The following is a 21,152-nucleotide window of genomic DNA, read 5'->3' on the forward strand; positions in this document are numbered from 1 at the left end:
GACAAATCCTTTCCGAGGGGCTCAATGAAGAACGCAGCATCGTCCGTATTCCATGTCGCGCGCCGTGGCCGCAACGCACTGTTCGCCGCCGCGCTGCTGTCACTTTCGTCGCTGGCGAGCGCTGGCGGCGACAAGCCGGGTGCGAAAGATCATCCGTTGCTCACGCGTTTCGCCGGCGCGACCATCACCGCATATTCGCAGACGCCGTTCGACGAGGCGTTCCTGCCGAACCAGCCGATCGACGACGAGAGGACCGCCAAGGGCCTGAATCTCGAAGGCAAGATCACGCGGATCTCGTACGCGATCGACGGCGGCCGGTCGACGCTGGAAGTCGAGCGCAACTATCTCGACGCGCTGCAGAAGGGCGGCTTCCAGATTCTGTTCCGCTGCACGGCGGAGCAGTGCGGAAAGAGCGGCGGCAACGACTTCCAGAGCGTCGTGATCAATTCCGGCCGGCTGCGGCAGGCGGGCGGCGGCGACGCGAACTTCGGCGACAAGCACCGCACGATCCTCGCGAAGCTGCCGCGAGCGTCCGGCGATGCGTATGTGTTCCTGCACATCATGGACAATTCGGCATCGAACAAGCGCACGCTCGTCTACGAGGAAGTCGTCGAAGTGAAGCCGATGCAGACCGGGCAAGTCAAGGTGCTCGATTCCGGTGCGCTGCAGAAGGGCCTCGCCGCGACGGGCAAGATCGCGCTGTACGGCATCTACTTCGACACCGACAAGGCGCAGGTGAAGCCCGAGTCGAAGCCGCAGCTCGACGAGATGGCGAAGCTGCTGACGGCGAATCAGGCGCTGAAGGTGTACATCGTCGGCCATACCGACAATCAAGGGCAGTTCGCGCACAACGCCGACCTGTCGCAAAAGCGTGCGGAGGCCGTCGCGCAGGCACTGGCGACGACCTACAAGATCGCGCCGGCGCGGCTCGTCGCGAAGGGTGTCGGGTCGCTGTCGCCGGTTGCGTCCAACGGCGACGACGCCGGCCGCGCGCAGAACCGCCGCGTCGAACTCGTGCAGCAATAACGCACGCCGGACCGGGCGCACGCGCTGCGCGAACGAACAGGGCCGCGGCAACGCGACCGTGACGGGCGATGTGACGCCGACGCGCTACGACCTCAAGGGGCAATTGCACGGGCAGCATGCACAGGCCGGCGCATACACGCTCGCGTGGACGTGGCGCGGCAAGCGCGTCGGCGATTGCCATTGAACGCAACGACGCTCGACGCGCAAGCAGCCGGACCACGAGCGCCCTTCTGCGCCCGTTGATGTCCTCGAGAAACATGTGCCGCCATTCCGGGGCTGTACGCTTGAAGGGGCTCGACGTGCGCGGCGCGCTTTCCGCTTACGAATGGTGATGCGTATGCGAGCGTGCCGAGCGCTGCGACGAGCGGTGCAGCAGCCGGTCGCGCGTGCGGTCGCGGCTGCGCCGTTCCGCGAAGAACAGCACCGCGAACACGAGGACCGCGAGCATCAGGATGATCGCGACGATAGCGTTTTCCATGTCGCCTCCGGCAGGTAGGGGCCGGTGCCGCTCGTTCCGACCCCGGGCCGCGAACGCGCACACGGCGCAGCGGAAACGGGGGGCAAGAACGAGGGCCAGGCCGCGTTCGCGTCAGCATCGGCATCGCTTCGATCAGCGCGATTCCGAGCCGCGCGCCGATCGCGGCGCCGACACGTTCAGGATGCCACCGTTCGAGATGCAGCGCACCGATCGGGATCACGCCCGGCAGCGCGAACGCGATCACGAGATAACGGATTTCGAATTCGTGTCGATCGGCACGATGTCTCCATCCCCATGTCGGCGTGTCGAATTCACCCGATCGTCATGCGTTTCGGCGACCTCGCACGCGCGCGTTACGCGCCCAAATAATATGTCGCGACATGACATAAATGGCGATCGCGCAGCCAGCAGGGCGCGAAAGTTCGACAGTCATGCCTGCATGACGCATGCGCGCTTCCTCGTGCGCCCGGTGCATGGCGGCGCGGGCCGCCGCCCCGTGGCTTGACGCTCGCGGGCACGTCACCCACACTGGGTCGAACGACGGGGCGCGGCGCGCGCCAATGCGTGCCCGTTGCGTCCCGACCTGAACACGAACGCGCGGAGAGCTTCGACGTGGTGCGTTTTCCGTTCCGATCGACCGGCAGGCTGCCGGGTCGCGCCGCAACGCTCGCGGTTGCCGTGACCGCGATCGCGCTGGCGTTCGTGCGTCCCGCGTTCGCCGACGCGGGCGACGCCGCGCCCGTCACGCTCGTCAGCGACGTCCATGTATTCGTGATCCAGCACGACGGCTCGCTCGACGAGGACGACGATTCGACACTGCGCGCGAACGATGCGAACGGGATCGATGCGATCGCGCAGCGTTACGTGTGGTTCGACAAGAACCTCGAGAAGGTCGACCTGGTCGCGGCCGAGACGATCGATCGCGACGGCGTCGCGCATCCGGTCGGTCCGGAAGGTATCCGCGACGTGCAGGAGCCGCGCTCGGCCGGCGCACCGACGTTCCAGGACGGGCTGCTGCGCACCGTCGTGTTTCCCGGCGTCGAAGCCGGATCGAGCACGCGCATCGCGTTCCGCAAGTCGCGCACGAAGCCGGTCAACGCAGGTTACTTCGGCTACTACGTCGAACCGTCGCGCGAGCCGGTGGAGAACCAGCGGCTGATCTTCGACGTGCCGGCCGACATGCCGCTGCATGCGGACGCACGCGGTTACGTCGCGCTGCCGCCGGTGACCGCGAACGGCCGCACGCGCTACGCATTCGAATACCGGCACGGCACGTACGACCGGATCGAGAACGGCTCGGTCGGCTATCCGACCTACGGCGACCGGCTCGTGGTGTCCACGCTGCCCGACTACGCGGCGTTCGCCGCGCGCTACCGCAACGCGGCCGTCGACCCGGGCGCGAACGATCCGGCCGTCGTGCAACTGGCGCGCGCGCTCACCGCCGGCACCGCCGATCCGCGCGATCGCGCGCGCGTCCTGTACGACTGGGTGCAGGCGAACGTGCGTTACGTCGCGCTTTTTCTCGGCGAGACGGCCGCCGCGCCGCACCGCGTGACCGACATCCTGCGCAACCGCTACGGCGACTGCAAGGACCACGTCGCGTTGTTCGGCGCGTTGCTCGCGGCGGCCGGCATCCGCAGCGAACCGGTGCTGATCAATCTCGGCTCCGTGTACACGCTGCCGTCGGTGCCCGGTTACGGCGGCGGCGCGATCAATCACGCGGTCACGTGGCTGCCCGATCTCGGCGTCTACGCGGACACCACGACGGCTGGCATCGCGTTCGGCTACCTGCCGCCGATCGTGATGGACCGGCCGGCGCTGCTCGTCGACACCGGCGTGCTGTCGCGCACGCCGGCCACGCAGCCGAAGCACCGCGCCGCGCGCGTGGAGATCGATGCCGCGCAACCGGGCGCCGCGCGGTTTCATGCGCGCGTCGAGGACGACGGCTGGACCGCGGAACTCGAACGCACGCTGTTTCGCCGGGCGGCGCCCGACCGCATCCGGCAGCTCGCGAACGAACGCCTGCGGCAAAGCGGGCTGCGCGGCCGCGCGCAGATCGCGACGAGCGATCGCCGTGCGACGGACGGGCCGTTCGACGTCACGTATGCCGGCACGCTCGATCACTTCGTGTGGCCGGACGGCACGACCGCCGTGCCCGCGCTGTCGAGTCTCACGGGCGGCATCGCGACGCAGGTCGAGGGCTGGCTGGCCGAGCCCGTGCGCACGCAGCCGTGGGCATGCATCGGCGGCACGTTCGACGAGACCGGCCAGGTCGCGCTGCCGGCCGACGTCGCGGTGACCGACCTGCCGGCCGATACGGCCGTGCACGACCGTTTCGTCGAGTTCACGTCGCATTACGTATTCGATGCGGCCGCGCACGTCGTGCAGGTCACGCGGAGGATGAAGGCCGAATTCGGCCGCCAGGTCTGCACGCCCGACGAGTTCACCGCGCTGCGCGCGTCGCTCGAACGCATCGAACGCGACACGCAGGCGCAGATCGTCGTGCGGGCCAGGCAACGTTGAAGGTCGGGCGCGGCGCACGCGGCGCCCGGTGCAATCGCGCGTGCGGCCGAAGCCGGCCGGCGCGCAGGAGAGAAACATGACGGAACGGGAACACGAGATCGCCGACCTGTCGAAGGAATTGCTGGGCCGGATCGTGCAGGGTGCGGTGACGAACGGCGCGCCGGTGGATGCGCAACAGTGCGCGGCGCTGGCCGTGAAGTGCGCGACGGCGCTGATCGACGAGCTCGACGCGCGCAGCGGCTGAACGGAATCGTCACGCCCGGCGACCGATCGTGCGATGCCGGGGCGACCCGGCAGGCGTTCGCTGCGCCGTGCGTTGCGCGTGACGCGTTACACGTCACGCATCGGCGTGCGTGTCGCCTTCGGCACGCACCGCGCCCGGCGGCCTGCCGACCACGCGCTTGAACGCGCGGCTGAACGCGGCGAGCGACCCGTAGCCGAGCCGGTACGCCACCGCTTCGATCGTCTCGCCCTCGCGGGCGATCCACTGCGCGGCGAGCCGCATCCGCAACTCGGTCAGGTAACGCACCGGCGTCATCCCGGTGGCCGCGAGAAAGCGCTCGGCGAATACCGAGCGCGACACGCCCGCTTCGGCGGCCAGTTCCGCGACGCTCCAGTTGCGCCCCGGATCGCGATGCAGCGCGACGATCGCGCGGCCGAGCTTCGGCTCGCGCAACGCCTGCACCCAGCCCGTCGCGTCGCCGCATCCGCACTCGACCCAGCCGCGCACGATGAACGCGGCGACCACGTCCGCGAGCCGCGCGAGGATGCCCGCGAAGCCCGCGCGCGCGGCGCACGATTCGCGTTCCATCGCGTCGAGCATCGGGCGGATTTCCGGGTAGCGCGCGAGCAGCGTGCCGACGTGCATGAATGCCGGCATCGTCCCGACGAGCGGCTGCATGCCGCCGAGATCGAGCTCCATGCACGCGCTGAAGATCAGCGCATCGCCGGCGGCCGGCTCCGTCGCGGCGCACGTCGTCGCGCCCACCGACGCGACCGTGTCGCAGATCTTCGCGGCCGCGAAGCCGCCGATCTCGCGGCACGGCGCGTCCGGATCGGACACCAGCGCATGCGTGCGGCCGTGCGGCAGCAGGATCGCGTCGCCGGCCTCGAGCCGCACCGTCGTGCCGTCCGCGTCGCGCAGCAGCACGGGCCCGCGCCCGACGAAATGGAACTGCGCGCGGCCCGGCGCATGGCCGAAGCTCAGCCCGAACGGCCGCGGCACCTGGATCCGGCGGTACTGCACGCCGCTCAGGCGCATTCCCAGCAACAACTCGCTGACGAGGTCGTGCGTGTCGGGAATCGGGGGCAGAAGCGGCTCGGACATAGCGAGATTCGGACGATCGATCAACAAGAACGGATTGTATGTCATAGACCGTCCTGCCGCTGTTCCTTACGATACGCCCTCATCAGTACTTTCCCTAACCGACACGGAACCCCGCATGAATCCCGGAATCTCCTCGGCCGCTTCGACGGCGGCCCCCCGTGAACCGGCCTGGGGCGCGGTATTCGCGATGACGCTCGGCGTGTTCGGCCTCGTCACCGCCGAATTCCTGCCCGCGAGCCTGCTCACGCCGATGGCCGACAGCCTCGGCGTGACCGAAGGCGTGGCCGGCCAGGCCGTCACGGCCACCGCGACGGTCGCGCTCGTCACGAGCCTGCTGATCTCGGCGCTGACGCGCACGATCGACCGCCGGCGCGTGCTGCTCGCGTTCTCGGTGCTGCTCGTCGTGTCGAATCTCGCGGTCGCGTTCGCGCCCGACCTGATGACGCTGCTGATCGGCCGCGTCGTGCTCGGCGTCGCGCTCGGCGGCTTCTGGACGATGGCGACGGCCACCGCGATGCGGCTCGTGCCGACCGCGATGGTGCCGCGTGCGCTGTCGATCATCTTCAGCGGCGTGGCGGTCGCGACGATCGCGTCCGCGCCGATGGGCAGTTATTTCGGGCACCTGATCGGCTGGCGCAACGTGTTCCTGATCGCGGCCGGGCTCGGCGCGCTCGCGTTCGTGTCGCAGGTCATGACGCTGCCGTCGATGCCGCCGAGCGGCACCACGCGGCTGCGCACGCTCGTCGACGTGCTGCGCCGGCCGACCGTCGGCCTCGGGATGGTCGCGACGATCCTCGTGTTCACCGGGCATTTCGCGTTCTTCACGTACCTGCGGCCGTTCCTCGAACAGGTCGCGGGCGTCGGCGTGAACGGGCTGTCGGCGATCCTGCTCGGCTACGGGATCGCGAACTTCGTCGGCACGTCGCTCGCCGGGCGCGTGCTCGAGCACCGGCTGCGGCCGATGCTGATCGGGATGCCCGCGCTGATGGTCGTGCTCGGCGTCGCGCTCGTCGCGCTCGGCCGCGCGCCGATGATCGACGCGGTGCTCGTCGCGTTGTGGGGGATGGCGTTCGGCGGCGTGCCGGTCGCCTGGTCGACGTGGGTCACGCGCACCGTGCCCGACGAAGCCGAGAGCGCGGGCGGGCTGATCGTCGCGGCGATCCAGCTCGCGATCGCGACGGGCGCGGCGGCCGGCGGCGTCGTGTTCGACGCGAACGGCGCGGGCGGCGTGTTCCTGGGCGCGGCCGCGGTGCTGGCCGTCGCGGTCGCGACGATCGTGACCGGCGTGCCGAAGCGGGTTGGCGTGGCGCCGGCGCTGGCCGACTGACGGATTGCGGCACGCCGATGCGCGCGATCGCGCATCGGCTAGTGGCGCGGCGAGGTCGCGCACTAGCCGGCCCGAGTTATGCGGCGTGGCGTTGCCGAGTCGGTCGCGTCCGGCGGATATCGGGACAGGACGCCTCTGGGCGATGTGCGCCGCCGGCATGGCGGCGCGACGCCCGAAGCGTGCTTTCGGCATCTGCTCGCTGTCGATGAAACCGCCGGAAACCTACGCGCTGCGGCTCGCGACCGTCATCGACGGCGCGCTCGGCAGCGGGCAGGCACTGCGTGCGCACGGGCCCGTGCGCTTCCTGCAGGAATGCGCGCAACTGCTGATGCCGAAGAAGGGCCGGAAGTGAATGACGTGACGCGCCGCTTCAGCCGCGCGTAGCCGGATCCTCCGACAGCGCGCGCAACTGGCCGCGCAACACATCGACTGCTTCCGGCGCGAACGGCCGTTCGATCTCGGTATGGGTCTGCTGCCAGAGCGGGAACGCTTCGGCCAGCAACTGATGACCGGCCGGCGTGAGTTCGAGCAGGCGGCTGCGCTTGTCGTCCGGATCCGTCGTGATCGTGAGCAGCCCGCGCCGCTCGAGCGGCTTGAGCGCGGCGGTCAGCGTGGTGCGATCCATCGCGAGCAATGACGCGACCGATTTCATCGCGGCCGGCTGCGGCCGGTTCAGCGACATCAGCAGCGAGAACTGGCCGTTGGTGAGATCCAGCGGACGCAGCACATCGTCGAAGATGCGCGCGAGATTGCGCGCCGCGCGCTGCATGTGCAGGCACAGGCAGCAATCGCGCACCATCAGCGTCGTTTCGAAAGGGAGCTTTTCTTTGCGTGCCATGTTGCAATTGTGTTGATATCAACCTATCGTGTCAAGGACGAGGTGCGGCAGCCCGCCGTGCCCGCCATCGGACGGAGGAAGCATGAGTGCTCAACAGCAGTTGTATCTCGCGGTATTCCTCGGCAGCAAGGATAGCCCGGGCATGAAGGCGTGGATGGCGTTGCCGGAGGACGAGCGGCGCACGCGGGAGCGCGAAGGGATCGCCGCATGGCATGCGTGGGTCGAGCGGCATCGCGACGCGATCGTCGAGCCCGGCGGGCCGCTCGGCAAGACCAAGACGATCGGCAAGGGCGGCGTGACGGACACCGCCAATGCGATGAGCGGCTTCACCGTCGTGCGTGCCGCATCGCACGACGCGGCCGCCGCGCTGTTCGAGGGCCATCCGCATTTCACGCTGTTCCCGGGCGATGCGATCGACGTGATGCCGGTGCTCCCGGTACCCGGCATGTGAGCGGCGACAGGCGCTGCATGCGTGGGCAAAGCGGCCGAAGTGATCGAAGCATTCACATCATTCGAAGCACTCGAAGCACTCGAAGCACTCGAGCACTCGAAGCACTCGAAGCACTCGAAGCATTCGAAGCGGCCGATTGGCCGTCGCCTGCGCGCGGCGATTTTTCCCGACATTATCGATGGAGACATTGCGATGAAGCTTTACGGATTCGCCGGCACGCGCACGCAACGCGCGCTCTGGGGGCTCAAGGAACTGGACGCGGATTTCGAGTTCGTGTCGGTCAACCTGCTAAAAGGCGAGCACAAGCGGCCCGAATTCCTGCGCCTCAATCCGGCCGGCAAGGTGCCCGTGCTGGTGGACGGCGACCTCGTGATTCCGGAGTCGGCCGCGATCGTGCTGTATCTCGCGGACAAGTATCCGGAGAAGGCGCTGCTGCCCGTCGATCTCGCTTTGCGCGCGCAGGCCTATCGATGGGTCATGTTCGCGGTGACGGAGCTTGAACAGCCGCTGTGGCGGATTACTCGCCATTCGTTCCTCTATCCGCCGGAAAAGCGCTCGCCGGCCGATATCGAGCTGGCACGCGAGGATTTCGCGACGATGGCCGCGATCCTCGACAGGCATCTCGAAGGGCGCGAATTCATCGTCGGCGACACGCTGACGGTGGCCGATTGCGTGACGGTCTACCTGATCGACTGGGCGAGCGAATGCCACCTGATCGAACCGTTCCCGCAATTGCGTGCGTACCTCGAGCGGCTTTATGCGCGGCCGAAGGCGCCGCAACGGATCGCGGACGCACGCAAGGCGGCGTGAAGCGGCGGTCGGTCATGTCGACGGGCGTGATCGACCGCGGCCGCGCGTTCTTGCGGGCTTGCGGTTACGACACCGCGTCAGGCGCACCCAGCGCGCGACACAGCACTGACAAGTCGCGAACGGTCAGATGCGGCGACGGGGCACGATGCGCAGCATGCTCCGCTTGCGCCCCTGCGTGACGCACGACCCACGCTGCCTGAAGCCCCGCATTCAACGCACCGACGATATCGAGGTGAAAGTCGTCGCCGACGTGCAGCAGCTCCGCCGCCGGCACGCCGAGCGTCGCGGCGGCCGCATGGAAGATTTCCGGCTCGGGCTTCGCGAACCCGAACGCACGCGCGCTGAGCGTTTCACGGAAGAACTCGCCGCCGCCGGTCAGTTGAAGGTCCGCATTGCCGTTCGTCACCGCGATCAGCGGAAACCGCGCGCTCAACCACGCGAGCGCCGGCAATGCATCGTCGAAGAACTCGACCTGGTTTCGCGCCGAATAGAACACGTCGTAGGCGCGGTCGGTCAGTGAGACGTCTTCGTTTGCGCGCTGCAACGCCAGCCGGATCGATCCGATGCGCAACGCGCGATAGTCGCCGACGAGATCCGGCCGGGAGCGTTCGTATTCATCGCGCAGTTGGGCCAGCGTCTGCGACGTCGGCAGCACGCTCGCGGTATCGGGTGCGTGCGCGATCAGCCACGCATGCAGCGACGCCTCGGCCCGTGCGACGGAAGGGCCGAACGGCCATAGCGTGTCGTCGAGATCGAACGAGATGGCGGAAACTTTGGATAGACGCATGGCGATGGAAGATATCACGCCGTTGCCGTTCACCACGGCCACGGGATCGAGCGTCCCGTGCCGCGCTCGACGGCCTGCCGATACAGGAAGCGCGCCACGGTCAGGTCCTGCAGCGCGAGCCCCGTCATGTCGAATACGGTGATCTCGCCCGGCGAGCGATCGACCGACACGGTCCCGGCGAGCACGTCGCCGATTTCGGTGCGCGGCAGATCGGGCGCCCATTGGCACTCGCCGATGCCGCGCGCCTGCTCGTGATCGTCCACGAAAATGCGCGCGCGCTGCAGCACGCCTTCGGGAAGCTCGCGCTTGCCCGCGGTGTCCGCGCCGACGCAGGTCAGGTGGGTGCCGGGCTGAACCGCGTCCGCATCGAACAGCGGGCCGCCGCCCGGCGTGGCCGTGATGACCACGTCGCTGTCGGCCACCGCACCGTTTCGGTCGCGTGCGACGCGGATGTCGCAGCGTTCGCGGAATGCCGATTCGAACACCGCGTCCGCTTCGCCGCGCGCGTTCACGTACTGCACCGCGCACCGTTGCGGGAGCAGCCTGAGCGCACGGTCGAGCTGGACGCGCGCCTGCACGCCGGTGCCGAACACGCAGATGCGCGTACTGTCGCGGCGGGCCAGCGCCTGCAGGCCGAGGCCGCCGGCCGCGCCGGTCCGGGCGGTGGTGATCGCGTTGCCGTCCATGATGCAGAGCGGGCGGCCGGTGGCCGGATCGAACAGCGCGATCGTCGCCTGGTGCGGCTCGCCGCCCAGGCTGCGATTGCCGGGCCAGAATCCGGCCGCCTTGAAGCCGAGCAGATCCTGGCTCGCGACGTCGCCCGACTTGATGCCGAACACGCCGCCGGTATGCAGCTTCTCGCGCACGACCGGGAACACGCGCCCCGCGCGTTGGCTGTGCAGCACGAAGGCTTCGCGGACCGCCGCCATCACGTGTTCGGCTTGAAGGGCCGGTTCGACGACATCCCGGTCGAGAAGAAGGAGGTGGGCGTCTGTCGGCATGGTGGGGGAGCCTGTCGGATGAAATGTGAATCGCGGTTTTATAGTTTGTATAGAATTGGACAAATAGTCAATGTTGGGAGGGCGGTCAGTCGGTCGCGCGCGGCGGCCGGTTGCGTCGCCGGACGTCGGCGTATCAGTTCGCCGCACCGGCGAACGCCACCGCGCCGCCTCTGCTTACCACCCATAGAAGCGCGGCCAGCTCTGCACGATGCCGTCGTCGCCCAGCGCGTGGTATTCCGGATGTTGCGCGCCGGTCGCGCACGCGTGGTTCGGCAGAATCCGCAAACGGGTCCCGATCGGAAACCGCTTCGCGATATCCGTGTCCGGCGTCCCGATGCGGGACACGATGCCGTGCTCCTGATTGGCCGCGCTCATCACGTACTCGCCGAGCACGTCACCGTCTTCGCTACACACCTGCCCGTAGCCGAAATCCCGCGCCTGCCGCTGCGTGCCGCGATCGCGGCTCATCGCCATCCAGCCCGCGTCGACGATGGCCCAGCCTTTTTCTTCCTGGTGCCCGATGACGGTGGTCAGCACCGACAGCGCGATGTCGGACAGCGCGCACACGCCGACGTTGTGCATCACGAGGTCGAACAGCACGTACACGCCCGCGCGGACTTCGGTCACCCCGTCGAGGCGCTCCGCGGACAGCGCGGTCGGCGTCGAACCGATGCTGACGACCGGGCAGGGCAGCCCGGCGGCCCTGAGGCGCTCCGCGGCGTGCACGGTCCGGCTGCGCTCCTGTTCGGCGATCGCGACCAGCGCGTCGCGGGTGTCGTATTCGTAGCTGGAGCCGGCGTGCGCGAGCACGCCGCCGAGCGTCATGCCGCCGTCGACCAGCGCGCGGCCGACGTCGATCAGCAGGTCGTCGTCGGGGGCGATCCCCGAGCGATGGCCGTCGACATCGACCTCGATCCAGACTTCGAAGCGCTCGCCGTGCTCGCGCCCGAACGCTGCGATCGCATTCGCGGCCTGCAGGCTGTCGGCGACGATCTTCAGGTCGCAGCCCTGCCGGCGCAACGCGAGCGCCTGGCCGAGCTTCGCGGGAATCATGCCGACCGCGTAGACGATGTCGCGCACGCCGCCCGCGAAGAACTGCTCGGCTTCCTTCAGCGTCGATACCGTGATGCCTTGCGCGCCGGCCGCAACCTGCGCGTCGACGACGTGCTGGCACTTGGTCGTCTTCACGTGCGGCCGGAACCTGACGCCGAGCGCGTCCAGACGCGCCTGCATGCGCGCGATGTTGTCACGCATGCGGCCGACGTCGATCAATGCGGCGGGGGTGTTGAGAAGGAGGGGAATGCCCATGATGCGTTGCCTCGGTGGATTGCCGACAGCGAACACAGTAGGGCGTTTGGCGCGCAGCGTGTTTAACGCATGCCAAATCGAGCATTAAGCAGCATTTAATCCCGGGACCGCGCTCATGCCTTGCCGCGCCACGGCGGCGGAGCGAGGAATTGCGTCGCGGCTTCGAGGAAAACCCGCTGCCGCGCGGAGCGGCCCGTGCGTGACGGCAGCAGCGCGGTCACGGGCGCGGGCGGCAAATGCCAGTCGGGCAGCAGCCTGACCAGCTTGCCGTTCGCCAGCAGCGGCGCGACGTCCCACTCGGAGCGCTCGACGATGCCGAGTCCGGCAAGCGCCCAGTCGGTGATGACGGTGCCGTCGTTCGACGACAGCGCGCCCGTGACGCGAATCACCGCCGATCGTCTGGATTCGCCCTTGCCGTCGCCGGCTTGCGAGAAGCGCCAGCGCGGCACGTCCTCGTCGTTCTCGCGCAGGCACAGGCAGTCGTAGTGCGCGAGGTCGGACGGATGGTCCAGTTGCTTGATGCGCCGCGCGTAACCGGGGCTCGCGCACAGGAAGCGCTCGTTGGGCGCGAGCGGATAGCCGATCCACGACGACGACTTCAGGCTGCCGACATGGATGACCACGTCGGCCCCCGACGCGCTGGTCAGCGGACTCTCCGACAGGTGCAGCGAGATTTCGAGCTTCGGATGCGCGCGTTGCACGTCGCGCACGATCCGCGCGACGTACTTGCGTCCGAAGCCGAACGGCGCGACGACGCGCAGCGTGCCCTGCACGTCGCCGTGATCGCCCGCGATGTTGCCCGGCAGCGCGTCCACGCGCTCGAGAATCTCCACGGCTTCCCGATAAAGCCGCTGACCTTCGTCGGTCAACTCGATCCCTTTCGGCTGCCGCACGGCGAGCCGGACGTCCAGCCGCGCCTCCATCCGCTGCAGGCGGATCGTGACCGCGGGCGGGGTGAGGTCGAGCAGGCGCGCGGCGGATGCCAATGAACGCGACGCGCCGATCGCGCGCACGAGGCGAAGGTCGTCGAGGTCGAGCATTGCGTGTCCTTTAATGCTGGCGTTGCCGGGCATTAAACATCACATTGCATGAAGCATGTAGCGCTACGCCGCCGCGGTCCCCATGCGGGGGCATGCGTTTCACGTCGCGCGCCCGAATTCGCGCGATTTTGGGGTGAAGGCGGTACGCCGCCGCAAGCCGCGCTGACGCGCCGCAACATCGCGGCCGACACCCGGCCGACCCCCGATAGCCGGCAGTCCGATGCAATCCGGCGCCGCCCAAAACCCGCGCGCCGTTGTGTTCTGTCCCCCAACTTCTGCCCGGTTCGCCCGCCACAGGGCAAAATACGGGTTTTCCGCACCCGCGAGGGCGCGTCCGAATCACGCGCCGGGCGGCGGCAGTGCGCATTCGCACGCCGCCGCCGGGCGCCCAGGCAAGCTGCTCGCCGTGTCGCGAGCCCACAGGAGTCCAGACCCCATGCCCGAATCCAACCTGTCCTTCTTCGGCCGGCTATCGCTGGCCGTCGGCACGTTCTTCTCCGTGATCGGCAACCGCGAGTTCGCGGCCGGCGTGCTGCGCGTGCGCGACGGCGCCCCGGCACCGGTCGCGCCGGCGCCGGTTGCGCCGGCCCCCGCGGCGGCCCCGGCACCCGCGCCCGTGAAGGCGCCGGCCCCCGAGCTGCGCGAAGCGAGCCCGCAAGCCGCGCTGCAACTGCTCGGCCTGCTGCAGCGCGATGCGCGCTTCATCGACTTCGTCGAGGAAGACATCGCGGGCTACGCGGACGCCGACATCGGCGCCGCCGCACGCCTCGTGCACGACGGCTGCCGCGCCGCGCTGCGCGAACATTTCACGATCGTGCCGGTGCGCGACGAAGCCGAAGGCAGCCGCGTGACGCTGCCGGCCGGCTTCGACGCGACGGCCGTGCGCGTGACGGGCAACGTGGTCGGCGCCGCGCCGTTCACGGGCACGGTCAGCCACCGCGGCTGGCGCGTGGCCGACGTGCGCCTGCCGAAGCTGACCGGCAGCCACGACGCCTCGGTGGTCGCACCGGCGGAGGTGGAACTGTGAACGATCCGCGCTATTCGATCGGTATCGACCTCGGTACGACCCACTGCGCGCTGTCGTACGTCGACAGCGCCGCGAGCGACGGCGAAACGATCACGCAGCAGGTGCTGCCGATCGCGCAGCTGACCGCGCCCGGCGCGCTGGAGTCGCGCGACCTGCTGCCGTCGTTCCTCTATCTTCCGCATGAAAGCGAGCTGACGCAGGGCGACCTGACGCTGCCGTGGACGGCCTCGCGCGCGTTCGCGGTCGGCGAGATGGCGCGCACGCGTGGCGCTGGCACGCCGATTCGCCTCGTGTCGAGCGCGAAGAGCTGGCTGTGCCACCCGGGCGTCGATCGCCGCGCGGCGATCCTGCCGAGCGATGCGCCGCCGGAAGTGGCGCGCGTGTCGCCGCTGGAAAGCTCGATCCGCTACCTGACGCACCTGCGCGAAGCGTGGGACCACGCGCATCCCGACGCGCCGTTCGCCGACCAGGACGTGACGGTCACGATCCCCGCGTCGTTCGACCCGGCCGCGCGCGAGCTGACGGCGGAAGCCGCGCGTGCCGCCGGCTATTCGCGCATGACGCTGCTGGAAGAGCCGCAGGCGGCGCTCTACAGCTGGATCCAGAAGAGCGAAGGCGGCTGGCGCAAGCAGGTGCAGGTCGGCGACCTGATCCTGTGCGTGGACGTCGGCGGCGGCACCACCGACCTGTCGCTGATCGCGGTGGTCGAGCGCGACGGCAATCTCGAACTGCATCGCGTGGCGGTCGGCGAGCACATCCTCCTCGGCGGCGACAACATGGACCTCGCGCTCGCGCACGTGGTCGCGCGCAAGCTCGCGCAGCAGGGCACGCAGGCCGATCCGTGGCAATTGCGCGCGCTGACCTACGCGTGCCGCTCGGCGAAGGAAACGCTGCTGTCCGACCCGACGACCGACGCGGTGCCGCTCGTCGTGCCGAGCCGCGGCTCGAAGCTGATCGGCGGCTCGATCCGCACGGAACTGACGCGCGCGGAACTCACGCAGACGATTCTCGAAGGTTTCTTCCCGCAAGTCGACGCGGCCGCGCGCCCGGTGAGCCGCGCGCGCGTCGGCCTGACGCAGCTCGGCCTGCCGTATGCGCAGGACGCGGGCATCACGCGCCACCTCGCGGCGTTCCTCGGCCGCCAGGTCGCGGCGCTCGACGCGCTCGAAGGCGTGCAGCGCACGCTGCCGCAAGGTGCGACGTTCCTGCATCCGACCGCGGTGCTGTTCAACGGCGGCGTGTTCAAGTCGCCGCTGCTCACGCAGCGCGTGCTCGATACGCTCAATAGCTGGCTCGTGGCCGAAGGCGCGCCGGCCGCGCGCCTGCTCGAAGGCGCGGACCTCGATCTGGCGGTCGCGCGCGGCGCGGCTTATTACGGCTACGTGAAGCGCGGCCGCGGCGTGCGCATTCGCGGCGGCACGGCGCGTGCGTACTACGTCGCGATCGAGTCGGCGATGCCCGCGGTGCCGGGGCTGGAGCCGCCGGTGCAGGCGCTCTGCGTCGCGCCGTTCGGGATGGAGGAAGGCTCGGATGCGGCGTTGCCGCCGCAGGAGTTCGGCCTCGTCGTCGGCGAGCCGGTGCAGTTCCGCTTCTTCGGGTCGTCGGTGCGTCGCCAGGACCAGGTCGGCACGCTGCTCGACTACTGGTCGCCTGAAGAGCTGCAGGAACTCGAGGAAATCCAGGCCACGCTGCCCGCCGAAGGGCGCACGGTCGGCGAGGTCGTGCCGGTGAAGCTGCATGCGCGCGTGACCGAAGCCGGCACGCTCGAACTCGAGGCGATCCCGAGCGGCACGAACGAGCGCTGGAAGGTCGAGTTCGACGTGCGCGGCGCCGCCTGAGCGCGATGAAGCGCTATACGGTCGGCATCGACCTCGGCACGAGCAACACGGTCGTCGCATACGTCGAGGCCGGCTCCGACGCGATCCGCGTGTTCGACGTCGAGCAGCTGTTCGGCCCCGGCGCGGTGGCGGCGCAGCCGCTGCTGCCGTCGGTGCGTTATCACCCGGCGGCGGGTGAGCTGCCGCCGGACGCGCTGCGCCTGCCGTGGGCGGCCGATTCGAAGGCGGGTGCGAAGGCTGATCCGAAGGCCAACGCGAATGCGGCCGGTGCACCGCCGGCCGTGATCGGCCGCTATGCGCGCACGCTCGGCGCGCAGGTGCCGGGGCGGCTCGTCACCAGCGCGAAGAGCTGGCTGTCGCACGCATCGGTCGACCGGCTCGCGGCGATCCTGCCGTGGGGCGCGGCCGACGGCGTCGACAAGGTGTCGCCGGTCGACGCGAGCGCGAGCTATCTCGCGCACGTGCGGGCCGCGTGGGATGCGCGTTTTCCCGATGCGCCGCTCGCGAAGCAGGACGTCATTCTGACGGTGCCGGCGTCGTTCGACGACGGCGCCCGCGCGTTGACGGTCGAGGCGGCCAAACGCGCGAAACTGCCGGCGCTGCGCTTGCTGGAAGAACCGCAGGCCGCGTTCTACGACTGGCTGTACGGCCAGCGCGCGACGTTGCGCGACACCTTCGCCGCACCGCGCCGCGTGCTGATCTGCGATGTCGGCGGCGGCACGACCGACCTCACGCTGGTCGACGTCGCGCCGGGAGACGATGGCGAACCGGCCTTCACGCGCGTCGGCGTCGGCAATCACCTGATGCTCGGCGGCGACAACATGGACCTCGCGCTCGCGCGCCTGGTCGAGACGCGGCTGACCGAGCCCGGCACGCGGCTGTCGGCCGCGAGCCTGTCGCAGCTCGTCGAGCGCTGCCGCGCGGCGAAGGAGCGGCTGCTCGGCGACGACGCGCCGGCCTCCGTCACCGTGACGCTGCTCGGCGCGGGCAGCAAGCTCGTCGGCGGCGCACGCTCGGCCGAGCTGACGCGTCAGGAAGTCGAGCAGATCGTCGTCGACGGCTTCTTTCCGCAGGTCGAGGCCGGCGAGCTGCCGCGCCGCGCGCGGGCCGCGATCGTCGAATTCGGCTTGCCGTATGCGAGCGACCCGGCCGTCACGCGCCACGTCGCCGCGTTCCTGAATCGTCATGCGGAAGGCCCGCTGCCCGACACGCTGCTGCTCAACGGCGGCGTGTTCCGCGCGGGTGCGCTGGCCGGCCGTCTCGCGCAGACGCTCGGCGCGTGGCGCGGCGCGCCGCTCGACGTGCTGCACAACGCGCATCCGGACGTGGCGGTCGCGCGCGGCGCGGTGGCTTATGGCCTGGCGCGGGCGGGGCATGCGCCGCGCATCGGCGGCGGTTCCGCGCGCAGTTATTTCCTCGTGCTCGACGATGGCGAGGGCGCCACGGCGGCGCGCGGTGTCTGCCTGCTGCCGCGCGGTGCCGAGGAGGGCCGCGAGATCCGGCTCGAGGAACGCACGTTCGCGCTGCAGCTCGGGCAGCCGGTGCGTTTCCACCTCGTGTCGACGGTCGCCGACACCGCGTACCAGCCGGGCGATCTGGTCGAGCTGGACGGCGGCGACTTCGTGCGGCTGCCGCCGATCGCGACGGTCGTCGACGCGAAGGCCGGTAGCGATGTGCGCGAAACGCCGGTGAAACTGACCGCGTCGCTGACCGAGGTCGGCACGCTCGAAATGCACTGCATCGCGACCGACGATGCAGCGCGCCGCTGGCGGCTCGAATTCCAGTTGCGCGGCGATGCGCCCGCGCAAGGCGACGATGCCGCGTTCGCGCGCCATCCGCGCGTCGATCACGCGATCGAGCTGATCGACCGCTCGTTCGGCAGCAAGGCCGCGGACGTCACGCCGAAGGACACGCGACGGTTGCGCGCGCAACTTGAACAGGTGCTCGGCCCGCGCGACGAGTGGGACGTCGCGCTCGCGCGCGAGCTGTTCGACGCGTTGCTTGCGCGCGCGCGTCGCCGGCGGCGCTCGGCCGATCACGAACGCGCGTGGCTGAACCTCGCCGGCTATTGCCTGCGCCCGGGCTTCGGCCATCCGCTCGATGCGTGGCGCATCGAGCAGCTGTGGCCGCTGTTCGACGACGGGATCCAGTACGTGAACGACGCGCAGGTGTGGTCCGAGTGGTGGACGTTGTGGCGGCGCGTGTCCGGCGGCCTCGACGACGACGCGCAGACGCAGGTGCGCGATGCGATCGCGTTCCTCGAACCGTCCGACGACAAGCGCCGCAAGCTGCCGTTCGACCCGGCCAAGGTCGGCCCGGCCGACATGACGCGCCTGTCCGCGTCGCTCGAACGACTGCCGGTCGAGCGCAAGGTGGAACTGGCCGAGCGGTTGATCGTGCAATTGCAGAAGCCGGCCGAGCGCACGCTGTGCGCGTGGGCGCTCGGGCGGATCGGTGCGCGCCGGCCGTTCTACGGCAGCGCGCACAGCGTGGTGCCGGCCGACGTCGCGAACCGCTGGCTCGATGCGCTGTTCGCGCTGGACTGGAAGCAGGTCGAACCCGCGGCGTTCGCGGTCGCGCAAATCGCGCGGATGACAGGTGACCGCGAACGCGATTTGCCGGATGAAACGCGTGAGGCGGTGATCAAGCGCCTGTCTTCCGCGAATGTGTCGGCCGCGTGGATCGACATGGTGCGCGAGGCGATTGCGTTCGATGAAGCCGACACCGCACGTGTGTTCGGCGAAACGTTGCCGGCCGGGTTGAAGCTGCTGGCGGGGTGATGAACGGGCGGGACGATGCTTCGATCTGATTCGCAGATCGAAGCATCGTCCGGCGACGCATCGGGCTATTCGCGCAGGATGTCCACTCAGGTCGAAGCATCGTCCGGCGGCGCCATCGGGCTATTCGCGCAGGATGTCCGCTCAGGCCGAAGCATCGTCCGGCGGCGCTTTCGGGCTATCCGCCGCAGGATGTCCGCTCAGGCGTGCGGCACCGGTTCGCGTTACCGCGCCGCCGATTCCATTTCCTTCACGTCATGTGCTGCGGCCCGCCGCGCGAGATGAATGCCCGCGAGCATGCAGCGCACCGAGCCGCCTGCCAGTTCGATCGTCGGCACGTCGAGCGGCAGCAGCCGCGCGGAGCGTTCGATCGTCGCGCGCTGGCCGCCGGTGAGGCAGTCGAACGCGCGCCGCGACAGCGCGAGCACGCGCCCGTCCTTGCCCGACAACTCAAGCGTATTGCCCGCGAAATTCGCGATCTGCGCATGATCGAGCGCGATCACGGTGCGGCCCGTTTCGGTCAGGCGTTGCGCGATTTCGTCGCGGCGCCGGCGATCGGCGATCAGGTCAAGGCCGATCATCGCGAACTCGGTGGCGACGCTCATCATCACGTTCGTGTGATAGATCGGGTTGCCGTTCGCATCGGCCGTATCGAAGCAGATCGGCTCGAAGTTGAAGTGCGTGCAGAAGCGTTCAAGCGCGACCGGATCGGCGCGGCGCGAACGCGCGGTGTACGCGATGCGTGCGACGTGGTCGAGCACCATCGCGCCGGTGCCTTCCAGGAACACGTCGTCGTATTCGAGCCCCGAGTAGTCGATCACGTCCTGCACGCGGTATTCCGCTTTCAGCATCTCGACGATGTCCACGCGCCGCTCGCGGCGGCGGTTCGGGCTATGCATCGGAAACAGCGCGATATGCCCGCCCGAATGGGTCGAGAACCAGTTGTTCGGGAACACGGAGTCGGGCGTGTCGCGCTCGCCGTGATCGTCGAACACGTGCACGCGCACGCCTGCATCGGCGAGTGTGCGCGCGGCGGCCGTGACTTCGTCGCGCGCGGCGGCCGACACCGACAGCGTGTCGTGCGCGCCGCCGACGGCCGTGCGCTGGAACGCGTTGTCGGCCGCGGTCTGCGGATTCGGCAGGAAGCGGTGCGGCCGGATCATCACGACGGCGGCCGGCGCCTGGATCGATACGAGATTCATGAACGTTTGAAGAGACAGGCGGAGAATCGGGCGGCGCGCCGGCCGCCCGGGATGACGATCAGCGTGCGAACGCGGCGACGGCTTCGGTCACGAACGCCGCATGACCCTGCGCGATCGCGGCCGGATCGTCGATCAGCGCGAACAGGTTTTTCGGATCGACGGCCGGCGGAATCAGCGCGATCTCGACGCCCGCGTTGTGCTGCTGCGCGAGCGCATACAGGTAGCGTAGCGCCGAGTAGTCCTCGAGCGCGAAGCCGACCGAGTCGAACACCGTGACTTCATCTGCGCGCTCGCGGCCGGTCGTCTCGCCCTGCAGCACGCGCCACAGTTCCGTCACCGGGAAGTCGGCCGGCATCTGCTGGATCTCGCCCTCGATGCGCGACTGCGGCTCGAATTCGACGAACACGCGGCCCGCCTGCAGCACGCCCGCGTCGAGCTCGGTCTTGCCCGGGCAATCGCCGCCGACCGCGTTCAGGTGCATGCCGGGCTCGATCATGTCGGCCGTGACGATGGTCGCATACGCCTTGTCGGCGGTGACGGTCGTCACGATGTCGGCGCCACGCACGGCGTCGGCGGTCGACGCGGCGCGCACGACGCGCAATTCAGGGTAAGCGGCGAGGTTCTTCACGAGCTTGTCGGTCGCGAGCGGATCGACGTCGAACACGCGGATCTCGTCGATGCCGAGCAGCGTATGGAATGCGATCGCCTGGAATTCGCTCTGCGCGCCGTTGCCGATCAGCGCCATCGTGCGCGCGTCGGGGCGCGCGAGCGCTTGCGCGGCCAGCACCGACGTCGCGGCGGTGCGCAACGCGGTGGTCAGCGTGAGTTCGGCGAGCAGCAGCGGGTAGCCGGTGTCGACTTCGGCGAGCGCGCCGAACGCCATCACGGTGTGCATCCCGCGCGCGGCGTTGACGGGGTGGCCGTTCACGTACTTGAACGCGAACAGCGACGCGTTCGCGACGGGCATCAGCTCGATCACGCCGTCGCGCGAGTGGCAGGCGACGCGCGGCGACTTGTCGAAGTCGGCCCAGTGCAGGTAATCGGCGCGCAGCGTGTCGACGAGCGCGCGCAGGAACGGCGTGACGCCGGTCTGGGCGATCAGTCGGGCGGTGGCGGGTACGTCGAGGAAGCGGGTCATCGGTCTGTCTCCATTTTGCTGCCCGGACGCGTGTCCAGGCGTTCTGGTCGACCGGGGCGGGCGTGTCGGCCCGGGCCCCGGCTCCGTCAAAAGCGGCGTCGCGGCCCATGCGGCCGGTCGTTGGAGTCATTATTTCCGTGAGTCGAGCCAACAAAAAGACGGCAAAAATGGCAGATTTCTCGATAGACTTGGCAGATTGCTGGCCGGATATGGCAGTTTGTTCAAATCATGCTGGTCGAAATGCGTGCCGTCCG

Annotated in this window: 20 protein-coding genes; 11 read left to right on the plus strand and 9 right to left on the minus strand. The window is 69.3% G+C overall.

What is annotated here, in order from left to right; all coding sequences use genetic code 11:
- Positions 1–24: 24 nt before the first annotated feature.
- Both DID98_RS17845 and DID98_RS36540 read left to right on the plus strand, forming a co-directional pair.
- Positions 25–1,026, plus strand: a complete 1,002-nt coding sequence (locus tag DID98_RS17845) for an OmpA family protein (protein ID WP_124571124.1) — start codon at positions 25–27, stop codon at positions 1,024–1,026.
- A 58-nt stretch (positions 1,027–1,084) separates the two neighbouring features.
- Complete coding sequence (locus tag DID98_RS36540) at positions 1,085–1,210, plus strand: hypothetical protein (protein WP_260439219.1); 126 nt, start codon at positions 1,085–1,087, stop codon at positions 1,208–1,210.
- Between the two features lie 135 nt (positions 1,211–1,345).
- Here DID98_RS36540 and DID98_RS35865 read toward each other — a convergent pair whose 3' ends face one another.
- Positions 1,346–1,504, minus strand: a complete 159-nt coding sequence (locus DID98_RS35865; RefSeq protein WP_185500344.1) for a hypothetical protein — start codon at positions 1,502–1,504, stop codon at positions 1,346–1,348.
- 612 nt (positions 1,505–2,116) lie between these two features.
- On the opposite strand from DID98_RS35865, the gene DID98_RS17855 reads away from it, so the two are divergent.
- Positions 2,117–4,027: a DUF3857 and transglutaminase domain-containing protein gene (locus DID98_RS17855; protein ID WP_124571125.1), complete on the plus strand. Its 1,911-nt coding sequence runs from the start codon at positions 2,117–2,119 to the stop codon at positions 4,025–4,027.
- Between the two features lie 76 nt (positions 4,028–4,103).
- Positions 4,104–4,271 (plus strand): hypothetical protein, encoded by a 168-nt coding sequence (locus tag DID98_RS35870; protein ID WP_185500345.1) that lies wholly within the window; start codon positions 4,104–4,106, stop codon positions 4,269–4,271.
- A gap of 93 nt (positions 4,272–4,364) precedes the next feature.
- Here the strand turns inward: DID98_RS35870 and DID98_RS17860 are convergent, their stop codons facing one another.
- Complete coding sequence (locus DID98_RS17860) at positions 4,365–5,399, minus strand: AraC family transcriptional regulator (RefSeq protein ID WP_124571126.1); 1,035 nt, start codon at positions 5,397–5,399, stop codon at positions 4,365–4,367.
- A gap of 70 nt (positions 5,400–5,469) precedes the next feature.
- On the opposite strand from DID98_RS17860, the gene DID98_RS17865 reads away from it, so the two are divergent.
- Together DID98_RS17865 and DID98_RS17870 are read left to right on the plus strand one after the other, a co-directional pair.
- Complete coding sequence (locus DID98_RS17865; protein WP_124571127.1) at positions 5,470–6,681, plus strand: MFS transporter; 1,212 nt, start codon at positions 5,470–5,472, stop codon at positions 6,679–6,681.
- Positions 6,682–6,886: 205 nt separating this feature from the next.
- Complete coding sequence (locus tag DID98_RS17870; RefSeq protein ID WP_260428086.1) at positions 6,887–7,033, plus strand: hypothetical protein; 147 nt, start codon at positions 6,887–6,889, stop codon at positions 7,031–7,033.
- 18 nt (positions 7,034–7,051) lie between these two features.
- Here the strand turns inward: DID98_RS17870 and DID98_RS17875 are convergent, their stop codons facing one another.
- Positions 7,052–7,519: a MarR family winged helix-turn-helix transcriptional regulator gene (locus DID98_RS17875; RefSeq protein WP_044847277.1), complete on the minus strand. Its 468-nt coding sequence runs from the start codon at positions 7,517–7,519 to the stop codon at positions 7,052–7,054.
- A gap of 82 nt (positions 7,520–7,601) precedes the next feature.
- Between DID98_RS17875 and DID98_RS17880 the strand changes: the two genes are divergently transcribed.
- Positions 7,602–7,970, plus strand: coding sequence for a hypothetical protein (locus tag DID98_RS17880; protein WP_124487701.1), 369 nt, complete (start codon positions 7,602–7,604; stop codon positions 7,968–7,970).
- A 192-nt stretch (positions 7,971–8,162) separates the two neighbouring features.
- Positions 8,163–8,780 (plus strand): glutathione S-transferase family protein, encoded by a 618-nt coding sequence (locus tag DID98_RS17885; protein ID WP_124487700.1) that lies wholly within the window; start codon positions 8,163–8,165, stop codon positions 8,778–8,780.
- 64 nt (positions 8,781–8,844) lie between these two features.
- On the opposite strand, the gene DID98_RS17890 is transcribed toward DID98_RS17885, so the two are convergent.
- The 4 genes from DID98_RS17890 to DID98_RS17905 all read right to left on the minus strand — a co-directional run bounded on the left by DID98_RS17890 (position 8,845) and on the right by DID98_RS17905 (position 12,916).
- A complete protein-coding gene (locus DID98_RS17890) occupies positions 8,845–9,567 on the minus strand; it encodes an HAD family hydrolase (protein ID WP_124487699.1) in 723 nt (240 codons plus the stop codon).
- Positions 9,568–9,596: 29 nt separating this feature from the next.
- A complete protein-coding gene (locus tag DID98_RS17895; protein WP_124571160.1) occupies positions 9,597–10,568 on the minus strand; it encodes an ornithine cyclodeaminase family protein in 972 nt (323 codons plus the stop codon).
- 174 nt (positions 10,569–10,742) lie between these two features.
- Positions 10,743–11,876: a DSD1 family PLP-dependent enzyme gene (locus DID98_RS17900; RefSeq protein ID WP_124571128.1), complete on the minus strand. Its 1,134-nt coding sequence runs from the start codon at positions 11,874–11,876 to the stop codon at positions 10,743–10,745.
- A gap of 113 nt (positions 11,877–11,989) precedes the next feature.
- Positions 11,990–12,916: a LysR family transcriptional regulator gene (locus DID98_RS17905; protein ID WP_124521973.1), complete on the minus strand. Its 927-nt coding sequence runs from the start codon at positions 12,914–12,916 to the stop codon at positions 11,990–11,992.
- Positions 12,917–13,352: 436 nt separating this feature from the next.
- Between DID98_RS17905 and DID98_RS17910 the strand changes: the two genes are divergently transcribed.
- The 3 genes from DID98_RS17910 to DID98_RS17920 are packed head-to-tail and all read left to right on the plus strand — an operon-like array spanning position 13,353 to position 18,561.
- Complete coding sequence (locus DID98_RS17910) at positions 13,353–13,943, plus strand: DUF2760 domain-containing protein (protein ID WP_124521975.1); 591 nt, start codon at positions 13,353–13,355, stop codon at positions 13,941–13,943.
- Positions 13,940–15,781, plus strand: a complete 1,842-nt coding sequence (locus DID98_RS17915; RefSeq protein ID WP_124571129.1) for an Hsp70 family protein — start codon at positions 13,940–13,942, stop codon at positions 15,779–15,781. Before DID98_RS17910 ends, DID98_RS17915 begins: the two co-directional genes overlap by 4 nt.
- Before the next feature lie 5 nt (positions 15,782–15,786).
- Positions 15,787–18,561 carry an Hsp70 family protein gene (locus DID98_RS17920; RefSeq protein ID WP_124571130.1) on the plus strand — a complete coding sequence of 925 codons (2,775 nt, stop codon included), beginning with the start codon at positions 15,787–15,789 and terminating at the stop codon, positions 18,559–18,561.
- 221 nt (positions 18,562–18,782) lie between these two features.
- Here DID98_RS17920 and ctlX read toward each other — a convergent pair whose 3' ends face one another.
- Together ctlX and DID98_RS17930 are read right to left on the minus strand one after the other, a co-directional pair.
- Positions 18,783–19,760: a citrulline utilization hydrolase CtlX gene (ctlX, locus tag DID98_RS17925; RefSeq protein WP_124571131.1), complete on the minus strand. Its 978-nt coding sequence runs from the start codon at positions 19,758–19,760 to the stop codon at positions 18,783–18,785.
- Positions 19,761–19,818: 58 nt separating this feature from the next.
- A complete protein-coding gene (locus tag DID98_RS17930; RefSeq protein ID WP_044845387.1) occupies positions 19,819–20,898 on the minus strand; it encodes an ornithine cyclodeaminase in 1,080 nt (359 codons plus the stop codon).
- Between the last annotated feature and the right edge of the window lie 254 nt (positions 20,899–21,152).

The sequence above is a fragment of the Burkholderia sp. Bp8984 genome (genome assembly GCF_003853755.1).
In the GTDB taxonomy this organism is placed as follows: Bacteria; Pseudomonadota; Gammaproteobacteria; order Burkholderiales; family Burkholderiaceae; genus Burkholderia.